Below are 18094 nucleotides of genomic sequence, written 5' to 3'. Positions count from 1 at the left end.
AAAGAAATAAATTATTGGGGTATAAATCATGTTCTTTAAGCAGTTTTTTGAGCAGGAAAGTTCGACTTATACATATATGCTTGGGTGTGAAGAAACACGAGAGGCTGTTTTAATTGACCCAGTTGCATCAGATATAGAGATTTATACAAAAGAATTAGAGCAGCATCAATTTACGCTCATCTATACCTTAGATACTCATGTTCATGCAGACCATATTACTGCTGCGAATTTGCTTCGTGAACGTTTTCATTGCAAATCGGTTTTACACCGTAATTCAGATGTAAATTGCGGAGATATTTTAATTACAGATGGTTGCATGCTTAAAGTCGGCAATCTCAGTATTGAAGCACTCTATACACCAGGTCATACCAATGCTTGTACGAGTTATCTAGTTGGAAACATGGTTTTCACTGGTGATGCATTATTAATTGATGGATGCGGTCGAACTGACTTCCAGCAAGGTAATGCAGGCACACTTTATGACAGTATTCATAAACAACTTTTCAGCCTACCTGACGACACTATTGTGTATCCAGGGCACGATTACAAGGGTCGTCTGTCTTCAACAATTGGTTATGAACGCTTAAATAATTTACGTCTAGGTCAGAATCGCTCGCGAGAAGATTTTATTAAATTGATGAATAATTTAAATCTGCCATATCCAAAACAAATCGATAAAGCGCTACCTGCCAATCAGGCCTGTGGCTCAACTTCACAATCATAAGGTGGCGATATGGAACTTAAACGAGTTAATCAAGAATTTTATGTTGCTGACCAGATTACTGCCGAGGATATTGCGAAAATTGCTGATCAAGGGGTAAAAACTCTGATATGTAACCGTCCAGATGGAGAAGGTGCAGACCAACCCAATGTGATTGAAATTGAAGAAGCAGCTCAACAATATGGTCTAAACGTAATTTATCAGCCTGTGACCAGTGGCAAAATTACCGACCAACAAGTTACAGAGTTTAAGCAGCATTATCAGAATGCCCAAAAACCTGTTTTAGCGTATTGCCGTTCTGGTATGCGTGCAGTCAGTTTGTGGGCTTTGGCTGAAGTTGCTCCAAAAGATGCAGCACTGTTAGTAGAAGCAGGTAACAAACTTGGTTTTAACTTAAAAGGCTTAGTGCCACGTATTTTAAAACGTGACCATGAACCAGCCACAATTCCTTGTTATAGCGTTGTAATTGTGGGTGCTGGAGCAGCTGGAGTTTCTGTAGCATCGAGCTTACTGTCTCGTGAACCTCATTTAGATATTGTCATTATTGATCCGGCAGACACTCATTATTATCAACCAGGCTGGACCATGGTTGGTGGTGGTATTTTTAAACCACAAGTAACAGCACGCTCAATGGCAAGTGTGATTCCGGCAAAAGTGAAATGGATGAAAGCAGCAGTTGCCGGATTCGACCCTGAGCATAATCAAGTTATTTTGGAAGGATGCCAACCCATTCAATATAAAGCATTGGTCGTCTGTCCTGGTTTAAAACTCAATTGGCATGGAATTGAAGGTCTAGTCGAAACCTTAGGTAAAAATGGTGTGACGTCTAACTATCGTTATGATTTAGCGCCGTATACATGGGAATTGGTGCAACAACTAAACGGTGGAACGGCAATTTTTACCCAACCGCCTATGCCGATTAAATGTGCGGGTGCTCCTCAAAAAGCAATGTATCTTTCAGCCGACTACTGGTTAAAGCAAGGCAAACTCAAAGATATCTCTATCCATTTTTATAACACCGGCGGTGTTTTATTTGGTGTAAAGGAATATGTACCTGCACTAATGCAATACGTCAAAAAATATGGTTCAGAACTGCACTTTAACCATCAACTTGTCAAAGTAGATGGACCTGCAAAAAAAGCATGGTTTAAGGTGGTGAATGATGAAAATGCAGCATTAATCGAGACTGATTTCGATATGTTACATGTTGTTCCACCACAACAAGCCCCAGACTTTATTCGTGCAAGTACTCTCACTGATGATGCAGGCTGGGTGAGTGTGAATCCTCAAACTTTACAGCATACACAACATGCCAATATTTTCGCTTTAGGTGATGTGATGAATGCGCCTAATGCCAAAACTGCTGCTGCGGCACGAGCACAAGCCCCAATCGTTGCTGTGAATGTTATAGCACAGCTCAAGGGTGATCAGAATTTCTGCGAGTACAACGGCTATGGCTCATGTCCACTCACGGTAGAGCGTGGAAAAATCGTTCTGGCAGAGTTTGGTTACGGCGGAAAACTACTTCCAAGTTTTCCAAAATGGGTGATTGATGGGCAAAAGCCATCTCGGTTGGCTTGGTTACTTAAAGAACAGATTTTACCGCCGATTTATTGGCAAGTCATGCTCAAAGGCCGCGAGTGGATGGTCAAACCTGAGCGAGGATAAGTAAAGCAACGCTTTACCCGAGCGCAAGACGAGAGCTGTGCTCGAGTTAAGAGGTAAGCAAAGCAACGCTATGTACGAGCGCAAGACGAGAGCTGTGCTCGAGTTAAAAGGTTAATCAAAGCAACGCTTTGTCCTGAGAAGCGGCTAAGGCTTCGCAAGAAGACGAGATCTATTCACTCATTAACCAGCATTCTACTGCAAATGATGTATATGCAATTTTAGGCTTTTGATATGTTATTACTTGTCGTTGAAGGCATCGTGATTGGCTTTTTACTTGGTCTTACTGGCGCAGGTGGCGGTATTCTTGCTGTACCTGCGCTCATGACCAGTCAAGGCTGGAGTGTGGCTCAAGCTGCGCCGATTGGGTTATTGGCAGTTGCGCTGTCTACACTCATTGGAACCATTGAAGGCTTATTTAAAAAGATTGTTCGTTATCGTGCTGCTATTTGGATTGCCTTAATTGGTGCCCCTATGGCACATATCGGAATTTTAATAGCCAACGCGATTTCGCCTGTTTGGCTCATGTTAATGTTTAGCTCGGTCATGTTTACAGTGGGTTATCGGCTTATTAGTAACCGAGTATCAGATTTTCATAATCCGCCGTGTCAGGTCAACCCAAGTACGGGACGCTTTATCTGGAATTTTAAAACGGGAAGCGTTCTTGCCAGCATCGGAATTATTGCTGGGCTTTTAACTGGCATGTTAGGGGTTGGTGGCGGCTTTGTAATTGTGCCAGCGCTTAGAAAAGTCACAAATTTGGATATGCATAGCATTGTTGCAACGTCACTTATGATTATTTTTCTCATTAGTGGAATGAGTATTCTGATGCATATTGCAGAGGGTTTTCACTATCCAGTAGGCATTACTAGTGCATTTGCGCTCGCATGTGCAGTTGGTATGTTATTAGGGCGCAGAGCTATTCGTTTTATTCCCTCTGCAATTGTGCAAAAAGTCTTTGCTTTAATGGTTTTTGCTGTCGCAATTTATATGGTCATTAAGATAGTTAATCTAACAAATATCTAAGTAATATAGTATTTTAACTATCTCTGTAGTTAGCAATTTTCCAAAGACGAGATGTTAAAATTCTCTTTGGAAATTTGATTTAAACCATATAAATTTTTGAGAAAGCGATATGAAGCGAGTTAACGTGGCAATTTGTGGTTTTGGACGTATTGGGCAACAAATTGCAGAGCTTCTTTTAAATCGATCGGCATACTATCAACAAAAATATCAAATTGATGCCCGTTTAGTGGGTGTCTGTAAATCATCATCAGGTTTAATTGATCAAGAAGGTTTACAAGCTGCAAAGTGGCTAGATAAAACACAATATCAAGCAGGTCTAACTGAGCAAAAATTTTTAGAACAGGTTCAGGCGGATGTCATGATTGAGACAGGGCCAAGTGACTATGTGACAGGTGGAAAGGGTTTATTTTATTTAAATTATGCTTTAACACATAGCATGAATGCGATTGCAGTGTCTAAAGGTGCTTTAGTTGTAGAAGGTAAAAAATTAGTTAACTTGGCACGTCAGCACAATAAAAAACTATTTTTTAGCGGTGCGACGGCTGCCGCCTTACCAACTGTTGATTTGTTTAAATATAACTTAGCAGGCTGTGAAATTTTAGAAATAGAAGGTGTGTTTACAGGCACCACGAATTTTATTTTGAATGATATGTTGCAACACGAATGTGCATTTGCAGATTCTCTTGGAAAAGCTCAAACAAAAGGGATTGCGGAACCTGACAGTTCTTTCGATGTAGATGGATGGGATACCGCTGCTAAAATTACCATACTGGCAAATACTGTTTTGGGAGCTGATGTAAAAATTCAAGATATTCCAAGACAAGGAATCAGTCATGTCACAGCCGACCATATAGGTGATTGGAAAAAAGAAAATGTAGTTCCTCGTCTGGTCGGTTTTATTCATATTAAAAATCAGCAAATTCAAACAGGTGTTGAATTAAGATTAGTTCCGGCACATCATCCTTTTGCACATCTGCAAGGTTCTAATAAATGCATTCGGGTGTTAACTCAAGAAATGGGGGAACTTGTTGTAAGTGGAGGAGCATCTGCGCCTTTAGCTACGGCAGCTGCGGCTTTAAAAGATTTTGAGCTGATGCTAAAAACGTACTGCTGAAATTAATTATGATTTATAAAAAAAGCAGGCTTTTAGGCTTGCTTCTCACAACTTTTTTGAGTATTAAATAACTTTTTCCCAATTTCAAATTTACTAAACATTAAGTAGTTACCAAGTAAGATTAGTAAAATTCCAAATACAGCATTTAAAGTCCACTCATATCCCTCAAAGAAAGTAGAAACTGTTAGAGCAACTAAAGGGAAGAGTAATGTGCTATAGGCTGCTTTGGCTGCACCAATTCGCCCAACCAAAGAAAAATAAGCCGAGAACCCAATAACCGTACCAAATACAGCCAAGTAAAGTACCGAACTTAAAAATGGGAAATTCATTGGAGGCATTAGATCTTGGCCTGTAAATAAAGCTAGACTTAACATTACCAATGCACCATAAGTCATGGCATAACAATTTGTTGAAAAGATATTTAGGCCACGTTTTTGATGTCTAACACTAATCATATTTCCTAAAGAAAAACCGTAAGTACCTATTGCACATAACCCAATTCCCATCAATAACTGTGCATTAAACTGGCTATTAATGAGGTCATGCCAAAACAGTAAAACAATACCACCTAGTCCTAAAAGTGCAGCTGGAGCAAAGTTTGGGGAAGGTTTTTGCTTAAAAAAGATAAGCGCATTAATGGCATTAAAGAAAACAGCCATCGAAAAAATAACGGACTCTAAACCGCTATTTACATATTTAACGGCGGTATAAAAACAAATAAAGTTTAGGCCGAAAACACAAAGACCTTGCAGCATACAAAACAAATGGTCTTTTAAAGCAATTCGCTGTAATTTTCCTGAAAATAGTAGAACAACCCAAAGTAATAAGGCTGAAATAGCAAAACGCCATAAAATTGCGACGACGGGTGTTGCATAATGGCTCTGAACGGCAATTCCAATCCATGTTGTTCCCCAAATCAACACTACCGCAACATAGAGCAAAATATTCATAAGTTCATCCTCGATTACCAAACTTAAGTATCTAGGAATGCTTCATTTTTCACGTATATATTCTTGTGTTGTACATGCAAGATCTTGCGTTTTTTATATGACTGAACTAGCTGAATTTTGCTGAATATGGTTAACTTAAGCTCAATGATATTCGTTTTAATTTTGCATGGCCTATCAAACTTTAGAACAGCTACAGCAATCTAAAGCCAAGCTTCACGAAACTGTGGTGCTTGATGAAAATATGCAACTTGCATTTTGGTCTAATGAGCAAGATCGGGTAAGTGTCTGTAGCGATCACCATACTTTAAGTCTTTATATTCAAGATGGCTATGAAAGCTATCAAAAAACACCTGCGGGCTGGAAAAATGGCGGTGGGCCGGGTCGTTTTTGTTTGTTGCCTGAACATCAGGAGTCTACTTGGGATATACGAGGTGGGCTTAAATTTGTTCACTTGTATTATACCGACCAACATTTGCGTGATGTTGCTGAAAAAATATGGGACAAAGAGCCCAATCAAATTGAACTAAACGAAGTTGTCTTTAATGATGACGAAAAGATTCGTGCGCTATATCAGTTTTTCTTGTTAGATTGTGATTGGAATGATTCATCAAACCATTTACAAATGAGTACAACAGCCAATTTATTGTTGAATCATTTAATTCGAAGATATAGCAATGTTAAGTGGCAGCAGCCTGTCATTAAAGGTGGACTGGCACCTCATAAACTCAAATATATTCAAGACTGGATTGAAGGGCATTTAGACCAAGCACTTACTTTGTCAGACTTGGCAAATATTGTGAATTTAAGTGAATACCATTTTGCCCATATGTTTAAGCAATCCATGAATATGGCACCTCATCAATATGTCATGCAAAGACGCTTAACTAAGGCAAAAGGGTTAATTCAGTCATCTCAGCTTTCTTTACAAGATATTGCCCTAGTATGTGGTTTTAGTTCAGCAAGCCATTTAAGTCATCGCTTTAAGCAGTTTTATGGCATGAGCCCTTCACAGTTACGTTAAAGGACTCATGACTCATTTTTATAAAAGATAAACAATTAATTCAACTAGTAGGTTGCTAACTCTTATGTTTCAGCATTGGGTAATAACATGCAGTAGTTAATATTATGTTCAAATTTTTTGGACTATCTAGAGCTTTTATTCAACATAAATACATATATCTTTTTTATAACAATAATTAAATTCCATAGATAACCATTCATTAATTTATTGATATTCATTGAAATTATTTTTTTAACTAAAGTTATCGCTTTAAATTATTTCCAAAGCTGAAACATTTTAAACATTATTTGCTCAAGTTGTTATAACAGGTTGTAAGCCGTGAGCCAGCTACCCCACGATCCCAAAAATCATAAACCTCTTTACGATCAGTTAAGGGAACTCATCCTTAACAAAATTGTAAATGGTGAATATGCCGTGTTGAGTCAAATTCCATCTGAAAACGAATTTGCTGAACAGTTTGGTGTAAGCCGAATCACAGTTCGCCAAGCACTCAACCAATTACAGTTGGAAGGCTATATTTTTAAGGTGCCAGGTAAAGGGACCTTTGTAAGTAAGCCAAAAACATTCCAGAACATTTCAAGTTTGCAGGGTTTTGCGGAAGCAATGTCATCTGCTGGTCACGAAATTTTAAACCGTGTCATCTCGGCCGAGCTTAAACAGATCCCGATGCACGTTGTGCCCAAATTAAAGTTACCTGTTAAAGCCAATGTATATGAAATTCAACGTGTTCGTTTGCTCAACCGTCAGCCAGTGTCTTATGAGTTGACTTATTTGCCAGAACATATTGGTTTGAAACTTAAAGAAAAAGCGATTGATTTACGTACAACCGATATTTTCAAGGCATTAGAACAAGAGTGCGACATCCCTTTAGGACATGCGGATTTAAGTATTGATGCCACGGTGGCGGATGAAGAATTAGCGGCTCTGTTGCAAGTCGAAATCGGAACTCCTGTATTACGGGTCGAACGTTTGACTCACGATGCAAATGGCCAACCGATTGACTATGAATATCTCTATTTCTCGGGCGATACCTTCCAGTACCGTTTACGTATTCATCGTTAATAGCTCAGATAAAAATAAGGATTTTATAATGGAAACTAAATATCTTGAGTTCGATATTGTGGTTATTGGTGGTGGAACTGCTGGACCAATGGCTGCGATTAAAGCAAAACAAGAAAACCCGAATTTAAAAGTCTTGCTCATTGAAAAAGCGAATGTAAAACGCAGTGGAGCAATTTCAATGGGAATGGACGGGCTGAATAATGCTGTCATTCCGGGCTATGCAACACCTGAGCAATACACCAAAGAAATTACCATTGCCAATGATGGAGTGGTTAACCAAACCACTGTATATGCATATGCAAAGCATAGTTTCACAACTATTCAACAGCTCGATCAATGGGGTATTAAGTTTGAAAAAGATGAGACAGGCGAGTTTGCTGTAAAAAAAGTACATCACATGGGGGCATATGTTTTACCAATGCCTGAAGGTCATGACGTTAAAAAAGTTTTATATCGTCAGTTAAAGCGTGCTCAAGTCAAAATTAATAATCGGATTGTCACCACAAAGCTTTTAAAAAATGAGCAAGGTGCAATCAATGGTGTACTTGGTTTTGACTGTCGTAGTGGTGACTTTTATGTCATTAAAACGAAAGCTGCCATTTTATGTTGTGGTGCGGCAGGGCGTTTAGGTTTGCCATCTTCTGGCTACTTAATGGGTACTTATGAAAACCCAACCAATGCAGGTGATGGCTATGCGATGGCCTACCATGCAGGTGCTGAACTTGCCAACTTAGAATGTTTCCAGATTAATCCGTTGATTAAAGATTATAACGGCCCAGCTTGTGCCTATGTGACCGGACCTTTAGGAGGTTATACGGCCAATAGTAAAGGCGAACGTTTCATTGAATGTGACTACTGGAGTGGTCAAATGATGTGGGAGTTTTATCAAGAATTGGAAAGTGGTAATGGTCCAGTTTATTTAAAAGTAGATCATCTGGCCGAAGAAACAATTCAAACCATTGAAGAGATTCTGCATACCAATGAGCGCCCAAGCCGTGGTCGTTTCCATGAGGGCCGAGGAACCAATTACCGTCAAGATATGGTGGAAATGCATATTTCAGAAATTGGTTTCTGTAGCGGACACAGTGCTTCTGGTGTATGGGTCAATGAAAAAGCCGAGACTTCGGTTAAAGGATTATATAGCGCTGGCGATATGGCGGCTGTACCTCATAACTATATGCTTGGTGCATTTACCTACGGATGGTTTGCAGGTGTAAATGCCGCGCAATATGTGAATGCAATTGAAGATAGCGAATTAAACCAAAGCGAAATAGAAGCAGAAAAAGCTCGAATATTTGCACCACTGGATTGTTCTGAAGGTTTACCAGCCGAACAAGTGGAATATAAGCTGCGTCGTTTTGTAAATGACTATTTGCAACCGCCTAAAACTCGCCAAAAAATGGAGATTGGGCTCAAGCGTTTTGAAGAAATTAAACAGGATATTAAGCGAATCTCTGCAAGAAACCCGCATGAGTTGATGCGTGCTGCTGAAGTTTCTTTTATTCGAGACTGTGCGGAAATGGCAGCCAGAGCCTCACTCTTTAGAAAAGAAAGCCGTTGGGGACTGTACCACTATAGAGCAGATTTCCCTCAAAAAAATAACTCGGATTGGTTCTGCCACGCGCATTTGAAAAAAGATGAACACGGCAACATGGTCAGTTTCAAAAAACAAATCGAGCCTTATGTGGTTCCGATTAACCAAGATGAAGCTGTGTCGTATGACCGTTTACGCATTCAAAAAGACGTTGCTCTAGCAGACTAAATAAATCAGGAACTCAAATCATGGCTTTTATTTTTAAAGAAGTTCAGCACCGTACTGTCGCACCCGTCATTATCGATGAAGATAAATGTATTGCTGATAAAGGATGCACAGTCTGTGTTGATGTTTGTCCAATGGACTTATTGGCGATCGATCCAATAACTCAAAAAGCTTTCATGCAGTTTGATGAATGTTGGTATTGCATGCCTTGTGAAAAGGACTGCCCAACAGACGCAGTCAAAGTAAATATCCCATACCTACTCAAATAATTAATTTGGAATACGCAACATGAGACAAAATAAATTGATCAATAAAAAACTATTACTCAGTAGCTTAATTGGTGCCATTGTACTTGGCACTTTGGGGTGCGGCAGTAAAACAGAAACTGTTCGTGTAGCGATTGGTACGCAGGACACCACCATTAACTGTGCAACAGGTGGGTTGCTCATTCGTGAATTGAATCTATTACCAAAATATTTACCTAAAGATGGTGAATACAAGAATGTTAAATATGACATTCAATGGAAAAACTTTACCTCTGGTGCACCACTGACCAGTGAGATGGTGGCTGGGCGTCTAGATTTGGGAGCAATGGCTGACTTTCCTGCTGTTAATAATTTAGCGGCATTTAAAAAAGCTGGAAAAGAAAGCATATTTTTAGCGCCTTTGTCAGGCAGTATTAATGGCAGTGGTAATGCGATTGTTGTTCCAATTGATTCAAAAGTCACTTCACTTAAAGAGCTAAAGGGGCAAACAATTTCTGTACCTTTTGCCTCAACTGCTCACGGACTATTATTGCGAGCAATTCAAGCTGAGGGGTGGCAACTTGATAAAGATATTAAAGTGATTGCTCAGGCGCCAGAAGTGGCGGGGCCTGCATTAAAAAGTCATAAGATTGCTGCGCATGCTGACTTCGTACCATTTGGAGAGTTATTTGCTTACCAAGGTTTTGCTAAAAAAATCTATGATGGTTCTCAAGCAAAATCACCCACATTTCATGGTTCACTTGCCAGCAAGGATTATGCACAGCAGCATCCGGAAGTCATAAAAGCTTATTTACAGGCAACTATTGAAGCGAATCGACTGATTCGAGAACAACCTGAAAAATATAGTGAATTTATTGCTGAAAAAACCGGTATTCCTGCCGAAGTTGTTTATCTATTTCATGGTCCATTAGGTTTGCAAACTCGTGACTTAACGTGGAAACCTGAATATCGAAAAGCGACTCAAATTGCGATAGATACCTTAAAAGTTCTAGGCAAAAACGACGGTACGCTTGATGTAAATAAATTTATTGATGACCAATATATTAAGGATGCATTTCAAGCATCTGGACTTAATTATAGCCAGCAATTGGCTGACTATGCAAAATCACCTTTGGTTGCCAATGACGCTTTAACGGGCCAACCCATCAAAACATTTGATCGGGTAACTCAAATTTGGGTAAAGGGTGAAGAAAAAGTGCGTAGCTATGAAACACCTGAGCATGCTTTTTCTGATTTAAAGAAAATTCAAGCCGCTGGAAAAACGGTGCGTGTGGTTTATAGCCAAGATCATCAGTCCGACATTAAGTTACTTGCCAATCTGGCATGGTATGCCACAGATAAAGCAGGACAAATTCAGGCCTTTTTATTAAAAGATGATGCTGAAAAATGGGCTAAACAACAGGGCGGAAAAGTATATGACTTTAAAGCTATTCAGCTTGTAACCCAGAGCTGATGTGTTGTCTTACCTAATAAGCAGGAGGTGACGAATGAGTAGTTTAGTCCAGACAAAACCTAAAAACCAAAGTACATTTTTGATTAAATTTTTTCAGCAGTTGAGATCATATCCGGCGCATTTAAAAAGCTATGTTATTGCTTTTACATCGATAGTTTTCTGGATAGCAGTTTGGCAAGGACTTGCTCAGTTTAAAATAAATTTAGGCATTGTGAACTTTAGCAATGTCCCGACACCTTTAGATGTCATTCATGCGCTATGGGCTTTCTTTCAACTCAGCACTGCATTTGAACATGTTGAATCTAGTGTCTTTCGCGTAGTGGTTGGTTTTGTACTCGCGGCTTTAATTGGTGTAGGTATTGGTTTGTTAGCAGGACGTTATCAAAAACTTGCTGCATTTCTGATGCCGCCATTAGAAGTATTACGTCCAATTCCAGCAGTTGCATGGATTCCTTTAGCGATTCTGATTTTTCCATCCTCAGAAGCTTCTATGATTTTTATCACTTTTATCGGGGCTTTATTTCCAATTTTATTAAACACTGTACATGGTGTTGGTGCAGTTGACCCAAGACTCGTTGCGTCAGCGAAAAGTCTAGGTGCTTCTGATCTAGCTATCATTTATGAAGTCATTATTCCGGGTGCATTACCGAACATTACTACGGGTTTATCTATTGGAATGGGTACTTGTTGGTTCTGTTTAGTGACTGCCGAAATGATTTCAGGCCAACATGGAATTGGATACTTCACATGGGAATCGTTCACCTTGCAAAACTATAGCAATATCGTGGTTGGTATGGTGCTGATAGGAGCGTTAGGTATGTTTAGCAGTACATTGGTACGTGTGATTGGAAACCGATTTACCCCATGGTATCAACTGAGGAAATCATAAAATGTCAATTACACAAGGCCATGTGCGTATACAAAATCTATCGCTACATTTAGGGCAAGCTAAAAATCGTTTTCAGGCATTAGATCGGGTTAATTTTGAAATACAACCTGGCGAGTTTATATGTCTACTTGGCCCATCTGGTTGCGGTAAATCAACATTATTAGGTGCTTTGGCAGGGCACTTACCCATTAGTTCTGGGACTTTAACGGTCGATAATGAATCTATACTTGAACCGCATCCAGACAGAGGTTTGGTGTTCCAGCAACATACCTTATTTCCATGGAAAAGCGTGCTTGAAAATATTGCCTTTGGTTTAAAAATGAAAGGCATCGCCAAACAAAAGCGTATTGAACAAGCTCAGAAAATGATTGATCTGGTCGGGCTTAAAGGTTTTGAGCATAAATTTCCAGCCGAACTTTCTGGTGGCATGCAGCAACGAGTTGAAATTGCGAGAGTACTGATTAATCAACCGCGCATTTTATTAATGGATGAGCCTTTTGGTGCGTTAGATGCGCAAACTCGTTTAAAAATGCAAATGCTATTACTCGAAATTTGGCAAGAAATCCAAACGTCGGTTTTATTTATTACCCACGATATTGATGAGGCACTTTTTTTAGCTGATCGAGTATTGATTATGAGCCATCGACCGGGGCGAATTATTGAGGAAATTCCGCTTAAGTTTGAACGTCCACGAGACGTTGAGCTTGTAACAAGTAGTGAATTTACAGCCATTAAAAAACATTGCATCCAGACTTTAAAAGAAGCTACTCAACAAGAAGAGTTAAGCCGCTTAAATCCATTAGGGCTTGGAAAGAAATCACAAATTAAGGAATACGAATGAGTTTTTATTATCAAGCTTTAGATGACCTCGATGAATATAATCAGGAATTTCTTGCACAGCTTAATCACGAAGATGAAAAGATTCGCTTTGTTGCTTTAATGAATATTGGCGATGAAGAAAATCCGGATTTACTTCCTTGGTTGCATGCGGCACTGCAACACGACTCTTCAGCTTTAGTTCGTCAAGAGGCGGCAAAAAAGTTAGAAAGCTGGGAAGATCCAACCAGTTTACAAGTATTAGCTCAAGCTTTATTTGATACTGATCTGAATGTGAAACAAGCTGCCAGTCAAAGTTTAAGTGAAATAAAAAATGCGGCATCAGCCCAGATCCTTGCGCCTTATTTAAAGCATACGGATACTTTTGCTCTTAGTGCAATTTTACGTGCTTTAAAACCTTTACGACCAAAGCAATTATTCACAGAGATATCTGCTTTGGTACACCATGAAGATGCTCTTGTGCGCCGTGAGGCAGTCAGTGCATTAAGTTGGTTACAGCAAGACCAAGCGATTACGATATTGGCAAAAACTGCTGAAACAGATTTGGATGATGAGGTTCGCCGCATTGCAACAGGTGGTTTGGCTTATAGTCAGAGCATATCAGTTGAGGTGATCCAAGCACTTCAACACTCTTTAACCTCGGAAAGTTGGCAATTAAGAGTCGAAGCTGCACTTACGATTGGAAAATTACATATCGTTCAGCTCGAAACTCCCTTAATTCATGCTTTATCTGACTTATATTGGCAAGTACGTATTGCCACAGTTCGAAGTTTAGGGTTGCTGAAGTCGCGTCTGGCAGTTGCTCATTTGTCTGATAACTTTAATCATGAAATTAGCAATTTACGTAAAGAGGTCGCTTTAGCGCTCGGTGAAATTGGCACATCAGAAGCTCAAACTTTATTGGAACAACATCAAAATGACACCGACCCAGAAGTACGAAAAGCGATTCGTATTGGATTAAATCAAATTGGTGAGGTGAAATATGCAAACCAGACCTGATATTCGTGTTGATACTACAAATAAACAGGTTCACTTTATCTGGACCGATGGTTTAAGCATCTCTCTGAGTCATCAAAATTTAAGGGAAATTTGCCCATGTGGCTTTTGCCGAGTGAAGCGAATTAAGCAAATTAAAATTGAAGATCAAAATGTCGAAGTAACAGCTATGTTCGATCAAGGTTACGGTGCCCAAATTTGTTTTAGTGATGGACATGATAAAGGAATTTTCCCGTGGGCTTTTTTAAAAGAATTTGCTAAGTGCTAAAAAATGCCTTCTGCTTGGGACAGAAGGCATTTCATTTAATTAATGATCATGTTCTAAATAATCTGGTTTTTTCGGAAGTGCAAGGCTACACAAGAAACAGATAATCAGCATGACAATCACATAAGTAAAGAAGGTATTTTCGATTCCGGCAGCTTTGAATTGCAAGGCTACCGAAGGTGCAGAACCACCAAAAATAGCATTACCTACCGCATATGAAAATCCTACCCCGAGTGCACGTACGTGAGGTGGGAACATTTCAGCTTTTACTAAGCCACTAATAGATGTATAGAAACTCAAAATCATCATCATAAAAATGAGTAGCAAGGTAATGATGATCGGTGAATCTATATAATTAGGCATCCCAATTGCCATCACTGGATAGATAAAAATCGCAGATAATAAGCTAAATGCCAGCATTGAAGAACGTCGCCCAATACGATCCGAAATGGAACCAAATACAGGTTGAGCACACATATAGACAAATAGCGCGAAGGTCATGATATAACCAACGGTTTTTCCATCCATACCTAAATTAGTTAAATAGGTTTTTGAATAAACAGTTTCTACATAAAACGTTAATGAACCAGCAGAAGTGTATCCGACCACCAATAAAAAGGTTTTCCAATGCTTTTTAAAGAGCTCTCTTAAGCTACCAGACTCTTTGCGTTCACTATCTTGATGTGAAAGTGTTTCTTCTAAACGACTCCGTGCAAGTAAAGATAGAATGGCAGCAATACCACCAATAATGAACGGAATACGCCAACCGCCATCAAGTAATTGTTGTTCACTTAGAAACGTTAATAAGATTACGCCAAGTAGGCTGGCAAGTAACTGGCCACCAGAAAGGGTGACATATTGGAAAGAGGAATAAAAACCACGTTGACCCTTTAAGCCTAATTCACTCATGTATGTTGCTACTGCACCATATTCACCACCCACCGATAGACCTTGAAGTAAGCGTACTACCAGTAAAAGGAAAGGGGCAAATAAACCAACTTGTTCATAAGTGGGTAGGGCTGCAAATAGAAAAGAGCTCAAAGCCATTAAGCAAATTGAGACAATCATTGATTTTTTTCGACCATGGCGGTCTGCAATGCGTCCAAATATCCAGCTACCAATAGGACGCATAAAAAAGCTTGCTGCAAATACACCCCAAACATAAATTGATTTGGTCGTACTATCCATGTCTGGTGCAGTTAGAGCTTGAGTAAAATAAGCAGCAAATACTGCATAGATATAAAAGTCGAACCATTCGACCAAATTACCTGAAGCTGCGCCTACAATCCCTCGTATTCTGCTGCTCTTTTCTTCCTTAGTATATGTCATAGATATTCCGTCAGTTAGCAGAAAAAAATAGAAATTTTCAGATGTACTGAACAGGAAATAGAATGAATCTTTAAATATCACTCAATCCTGAGTACTTTCTTAGAATTCCTCTCCATTTATTTTTTATAATTTTAAACTTCCATTCTAGTGATTCTATGATCTTTTGTTCGATTTAAAGATATTTTTACCGATTATCGAACAATTCCTTAATTTAGTGAGTTGATCAATCCACCATAAACTTTATTTAAAATCAAACATCTAATTTATCAAGCATATTGATTATTGTATTCCTCCTTGGTCTAGACCTATTTCTGAGCTTAGTTTTATTTTGACTATTTGGTAATACTTAAAAAGTTATAGTCCCAATTTCAAAGAAAATAAATGAAATTTATATAATGATGATGCTTTATTACACAAAATTTACTTGATCTAAAAATTATATAATTTGTTGTTTCTCGATATTTGTCACTGTATTCTTGCGTGGCTAAAAATAGGCTCAGCAGTTACTTCTAGCGCTTCAAATTATGCACGGTATGGCAGGTAGTTATTCAATGGAAAGACGTTCGTTAAATCTTCACTTCATAACATGCTCTAAAACAGCATTGGCTTCATCTATTGCACTGATGACATCTGTAGTCTACGCAAATGAAGCGGAGGTTTCGCAGCTCCCAACCATTACTGTGAACGCTACACAAAATAGTAATGCGCTATATACATCTAAAAAAGTTAATTTATCTGGTTTTCAAACAGGCGATGTAAAGAAAGTTCCTGCATCTATTACCACCATTACCTCTGAGCGCATAGCAGATCAACATGCAAAAACGCTAACTGATGTTATTAAAAATGATTCATCGTTAGGAGATGGCTACGCTGCTATTGGCTACTATCCAAACTTTGTAGCACGTGGTTTTTCCCTCGATTTAGGCTCTAGTTATCTCATTAACGGCCATACCATACGTGGCGAGCAAAATGTAGCTTTAGAAAATAAAGAGCAAGTTGAAATCTTAAAAGGCATTTCTGCAATTCAAAGTGGAATGTCGACACCAGGTGGTGTGGTTAACTATGTAACTAAAAGACCTGCCGATGTTAAAACTATTACGGTCGATGCAAATTCAGAAGGTGGTTATACACTAGCAACGGATGTAGGCGGCTTTTTAAATGATAATTTTGGCTATCGAATCAATTTAGCGCATGAAAGTATTCACCCAAATGTCGATCATGCAAATGGTAAGCGTGAGTTTGGTTCAGTTGCTTTAGACTGGAAAATTAATGATCGCTCTAAATTACTGTTTGACATTGAAGCACAGCATCAAAGCCAACGCTCAGTACCGGGTTATCAACTGCTTGATGGGCAAGAAGTACCAACAAATGTAGATCAAGACCGTTTATTAGGGTATCAGTCTTGGAGTAAACCGGTTGTAAATAACAGTGTAAATGCGAGTTTAAAATATCAATATGCATTTAACGATCAATGGAATGGTAGCTTAAGTGCGTCTCAAAGCCGTGTTGTGATTGATGATAATAGTGCTTTCCCATGGGGATGTTATAACGATAATTGTGAAGTTGCTGGTTTAGGCAATACTTTTGATAAACATGGTAATTATGATATTTACGATTTCCGTAGCCCAGATGACACACGTATTACCAACCAGTTTGCCGCTGGGTTAAATGGACAATTCAACACTGGCAACATTCAGCATCAAGTAGCTTTCGAATTACAACGTACTTATAAAAGCTTAAAGCACCATACACCACTGAATGTAGCTGTAGGAACAGGCAATATCTATGAAGATACGATTGACTACAGTCCATCATCAGAAAGTCCAGGTGATCGTTACAAAGCCCTAGAAAGCGATCAGACTGCTTTCACCATATCTGACCGAGTTCAATTTAACGATCAGTGGTCAACTTTATTGGGTGGAAAACTTATTCACCTTGATGAGCAAGCCTATAAGTCAGATGGTCAGCAAAGCCGAGATACAGATTTAAACAAGTTCTTACCGCAGTTAGCTCTCATGTATAGCCCAACTGCTACGACTAATCTTTATGCTTCATATGCTAAAGGTTTATCTGATGGTGGAGAGGCTCCATGGTTTGCTAATAATGCTCTAGAAGTTTTATCACCTAAAAATTCTGAACAATATGAAATTGGTGTTAAGCAACAAATTCGAAACTTTTTATTAACAGCAGCTATTTTTGATTTAAAACAAGATAATCAATATACGACTACAAATTCTGAAGAGAAGTTAGAATTTGTTGAACAAGGCGAACAACATAACCAAGGTATTGAGTTAGGTTTAACTGGAGCTTTAACCGATTCAGTTGACGTAAGCTCTGGCGTTACCTATACCAAATCACGTCTTGTTGATATTGAGAGTGAAAGCTACAAAGGTCATCAAACTCAGAATGTACCAAAAGTCCGTGCAACTGCGCAGTTATCTTATAAAGTACCTTCAGTTGAAGGGTTAAGATTACTCAGTGGTATGCAATACAGTAGCAGTAAATATGCAAACAAAGAGGGAACGGCAAAAGTAGGTGGTTATAGCGTCTTTAATATTGGTGCTGCCTATAAAACAAATTTTGCTGGGCATGACACGACCTTCAGATTCAATATTGATAACTTATTTAATAAGAAATATTGGCGTGATGTAGGGGCATTTATGGGGGATGACTATTTATTCTTAGGTAATCCACGTACAGCCCAGTTCTCTACAACTTTCAGTTTTTAAAATATAGAACAA

16 protein-coding genes are annotated in these 18094 nt (G+C 38.9%); 14 read left to right on the top strand and 2 right to left on the bottom strand.

The features are described 5' to 3' along the window. Positions 1–28: 28 nt before the first annotated feature. The 4 genes from AOLE_RS10265 (at position 29) to AOLE_RS10250 (ending at position 4526) form a co-directional block, all read left to right on the top strand. Entirely contained in the window at positions 29–724 is a 696-nt protein-coding gene (locus tag AOLE_RS10265) for an MBL fold metallo-hydrolase (protein ID WP_013197992.1), read from the top strand. Between the two features lie 9 nt (positions 725–733). Beyond that, complete coding sequence (locus AOLE_RS10260) at positions 734–2389, top strand: bifunctional protein tyrosine phosphatase family protein/NAD(P)/FAD-dependent oxidoreductase (protein ID WP_013197991.1); 1656 nt, start codon at positions 734–736, stop codon at positions 2387–2389. Positions 2390–2620: 231 nt separating this feature from the next. After that, positions 2621–3412, top strand: coding sequence for a sulfite exporter TauE/SafE family protein (locus AOLE_RS10255; protein ID WP_013197990.1), 792 nt, complete (start codon positions 2621–2623; stop codon positions 3410–3412). A 109-nt stretch (positions 3413–3521) separates the two neighbouring features. Continuing rightward, on the top strand, positions 3522–4526 hold the full coding sequence (locus AOLE_RS10250; protein ID WP_013197989.1) for a homoserine dehydrogenase: 1005 nt from the start codon (positions 3522–3524) through the stop codon (positions 4524–4526). 32 nt (positions 4527–4558) lie between these two features. Here AOLE_RS10250 and AOLE_RS10245 read toward each other — a convergent pair whose 3' ends face one another. Beyond that, positions 4559–5476 (bottom strand): DMT family transporter, encoded by a 918-nt coding sequence (locus AOLE_RS10245; RefSeq protein WP_013197988.1) that lies wholly within the window; start codon positions 5474–5476, stop codon positions 4559–4561. Between the two features lie 166 nt (positions 5477–5642). On the opposite strand from AOLE_RS10245, the gene AOLE_RS10240 reads away from it, so the two are divergent. The 9 genes from AOLE_RS10240 (at position 5643) to AOLE_RS10200 (ending at position 14027) form a co-directional block, all read left to right on the top strand. Then, on the top strand, positions 5643–6497 hold the full coding sequence (locus AOLE_RS10240) for a helix-turn-helix domain-containing protein (protein ID WP_013197987.1): 855 nt from the start codon (positions 5643–5645) through the stop codon (positions 6495–6497). Between the two features lie 318 nt (positions 6498–6815). After that, complete coding sequence (locus tag AOLE_RS10235) at positions 6816–7559, top strand: GntR family transcriptional regulator (RefSeq protein ID WP_023274243.1); 744 nt, start codon at positions 6816–6818, stop codon at positions 7557–7559. A 28-nt stretch (positions 7560–7587) separates the two neighbouring features. Continuing rightward, positions 7588–9321 carry a fumarate reductase/succinate dehydrogenase flavoprotein subunit gene (locus tag AOLE_RS10230; RefSeq protein ID WP_013197986.1) on the top strand — a complete coding sequence of 578 codons (1734 nt, stop codon included), beginning with the start codon at positions 7588–7590 and terminating at the stop codon, positions 9319–9321. A 20-nt stretch (positions 9322–9341) separates the two neighbouring features. Beyond that, positions 9342–9587 (top strand): 4Fe-4S dicluster domain-containing protein, encoded by a 246-nt coding sequence (locus AOLE_RS10225; protein WP_002049790.1) that lies wholly within the window; start codon positions 9342–9344, stop codon positions 9585–9587. A gap of 19 nt (positions 9588–9606) precedes the next feature. Next, complete coding sequence (locus tag AOLE_RS10220) at positions 9607–11037, top strand: ABC transporter substrate-binding protein (protein WP_013197985.1); 1431 nt, start codon at positions 9607–9609, stop codon at positions 11035–11037. A gap of 34 nt (positions 11038–11071) precedes the next feature. Then, positions 11072–11926: an ABC transporter permease gene (locus AOLE_RS10215; protein ID WP_013197984.1), complete on the top strand. Its 855-nt coding sequence runs from the start codon at positions 11072–11074 to the stop codon at positions 11924–11926. A gap of 1 nt (position 11927) precedes the next feature. Beyond that, positions 11928–12767, top strand: a complete 840-nt coding sequence (locus AOLE_RS10210) for an ABC transporter ATP-binding protein (protein ID WP_013197983.1) — start codon at positions 11928–11930, stop codon at positions 12765–12767. Further along, the gene (locus tag AOLE_RS10205) at positions 12764–13762 is read left to right on the top strand and encodes a HEAT repeat domain-containing protein (RefSeq protein WP_013197982.1); all 999 of its coding nucleotides are present in this window, start codon (positions 12764–12766) and stop codon (positions 13760–13762) included. The genes AOLE_RS10210 and AOLE_RS10205 overlap by 4 nt, the downstream gene beginning before the upstream one ends. Then, positions 13746–14027, top strand: coding sequence for a DUF971 domain-containing protein (locus AOLE_RS10200; protein ID WP_013197981.1), 282 nt, complete (start codon positions 13746–13748; stop codon positions 14025–14027). The genes AOLE_RS10205 and AOLE_RS10200 overlap by 17 nt, the downstream gene beginning before the upstream one ends. Before the next feature lie 39 nt (positions 14028–14066). On the opposite strand, the gene AOLE_RS10195 is transcribed toward AOLE_RS10200, so the two are convergent. Beyond that, the gene (locus AOLE_RS10195; RefSeq protein ID WP_013197980.1) at positions 14067–15353 is read right to left on the bottom strand and encodes an MFS transporter; all 1287 of its coding nucleotides are present in this window, start codon (positions 15351–15353) and stop codon (positions 14067–14069) included. Positions 15354–15877: 524 nt separating this feature from the next. Here AOLE_RS10195 and AOLE_RS10190 point away from each other — a divergent pair. Further along, entirely contained in the window at positions 15878–18082 is a 2205-nt protein-coding gene (locus AOLE_RS10190; protein WP_035331419.1) for a TonB-dependent siderophore receptor, read from the top strand. The last annotated feature ends 12 nt before the right edge of the window (positions 18083–18094 follow it).

It is taken from the genome of Acinetobacter oleivorans DR1 (assembly GCF_000196795.1).
In the GTDB taxonomy this organism is placed as follows: domain Bacteria; phylum Pseudomonadota; class Gammaproteobacteria; order Pseudomonadales; family Moraxellaceae; genus Acinetobacter; species Acinetobacter oleivorans.
This window is presented reverse-complemented; position numbering and strand designations above follow the sequence as displayed.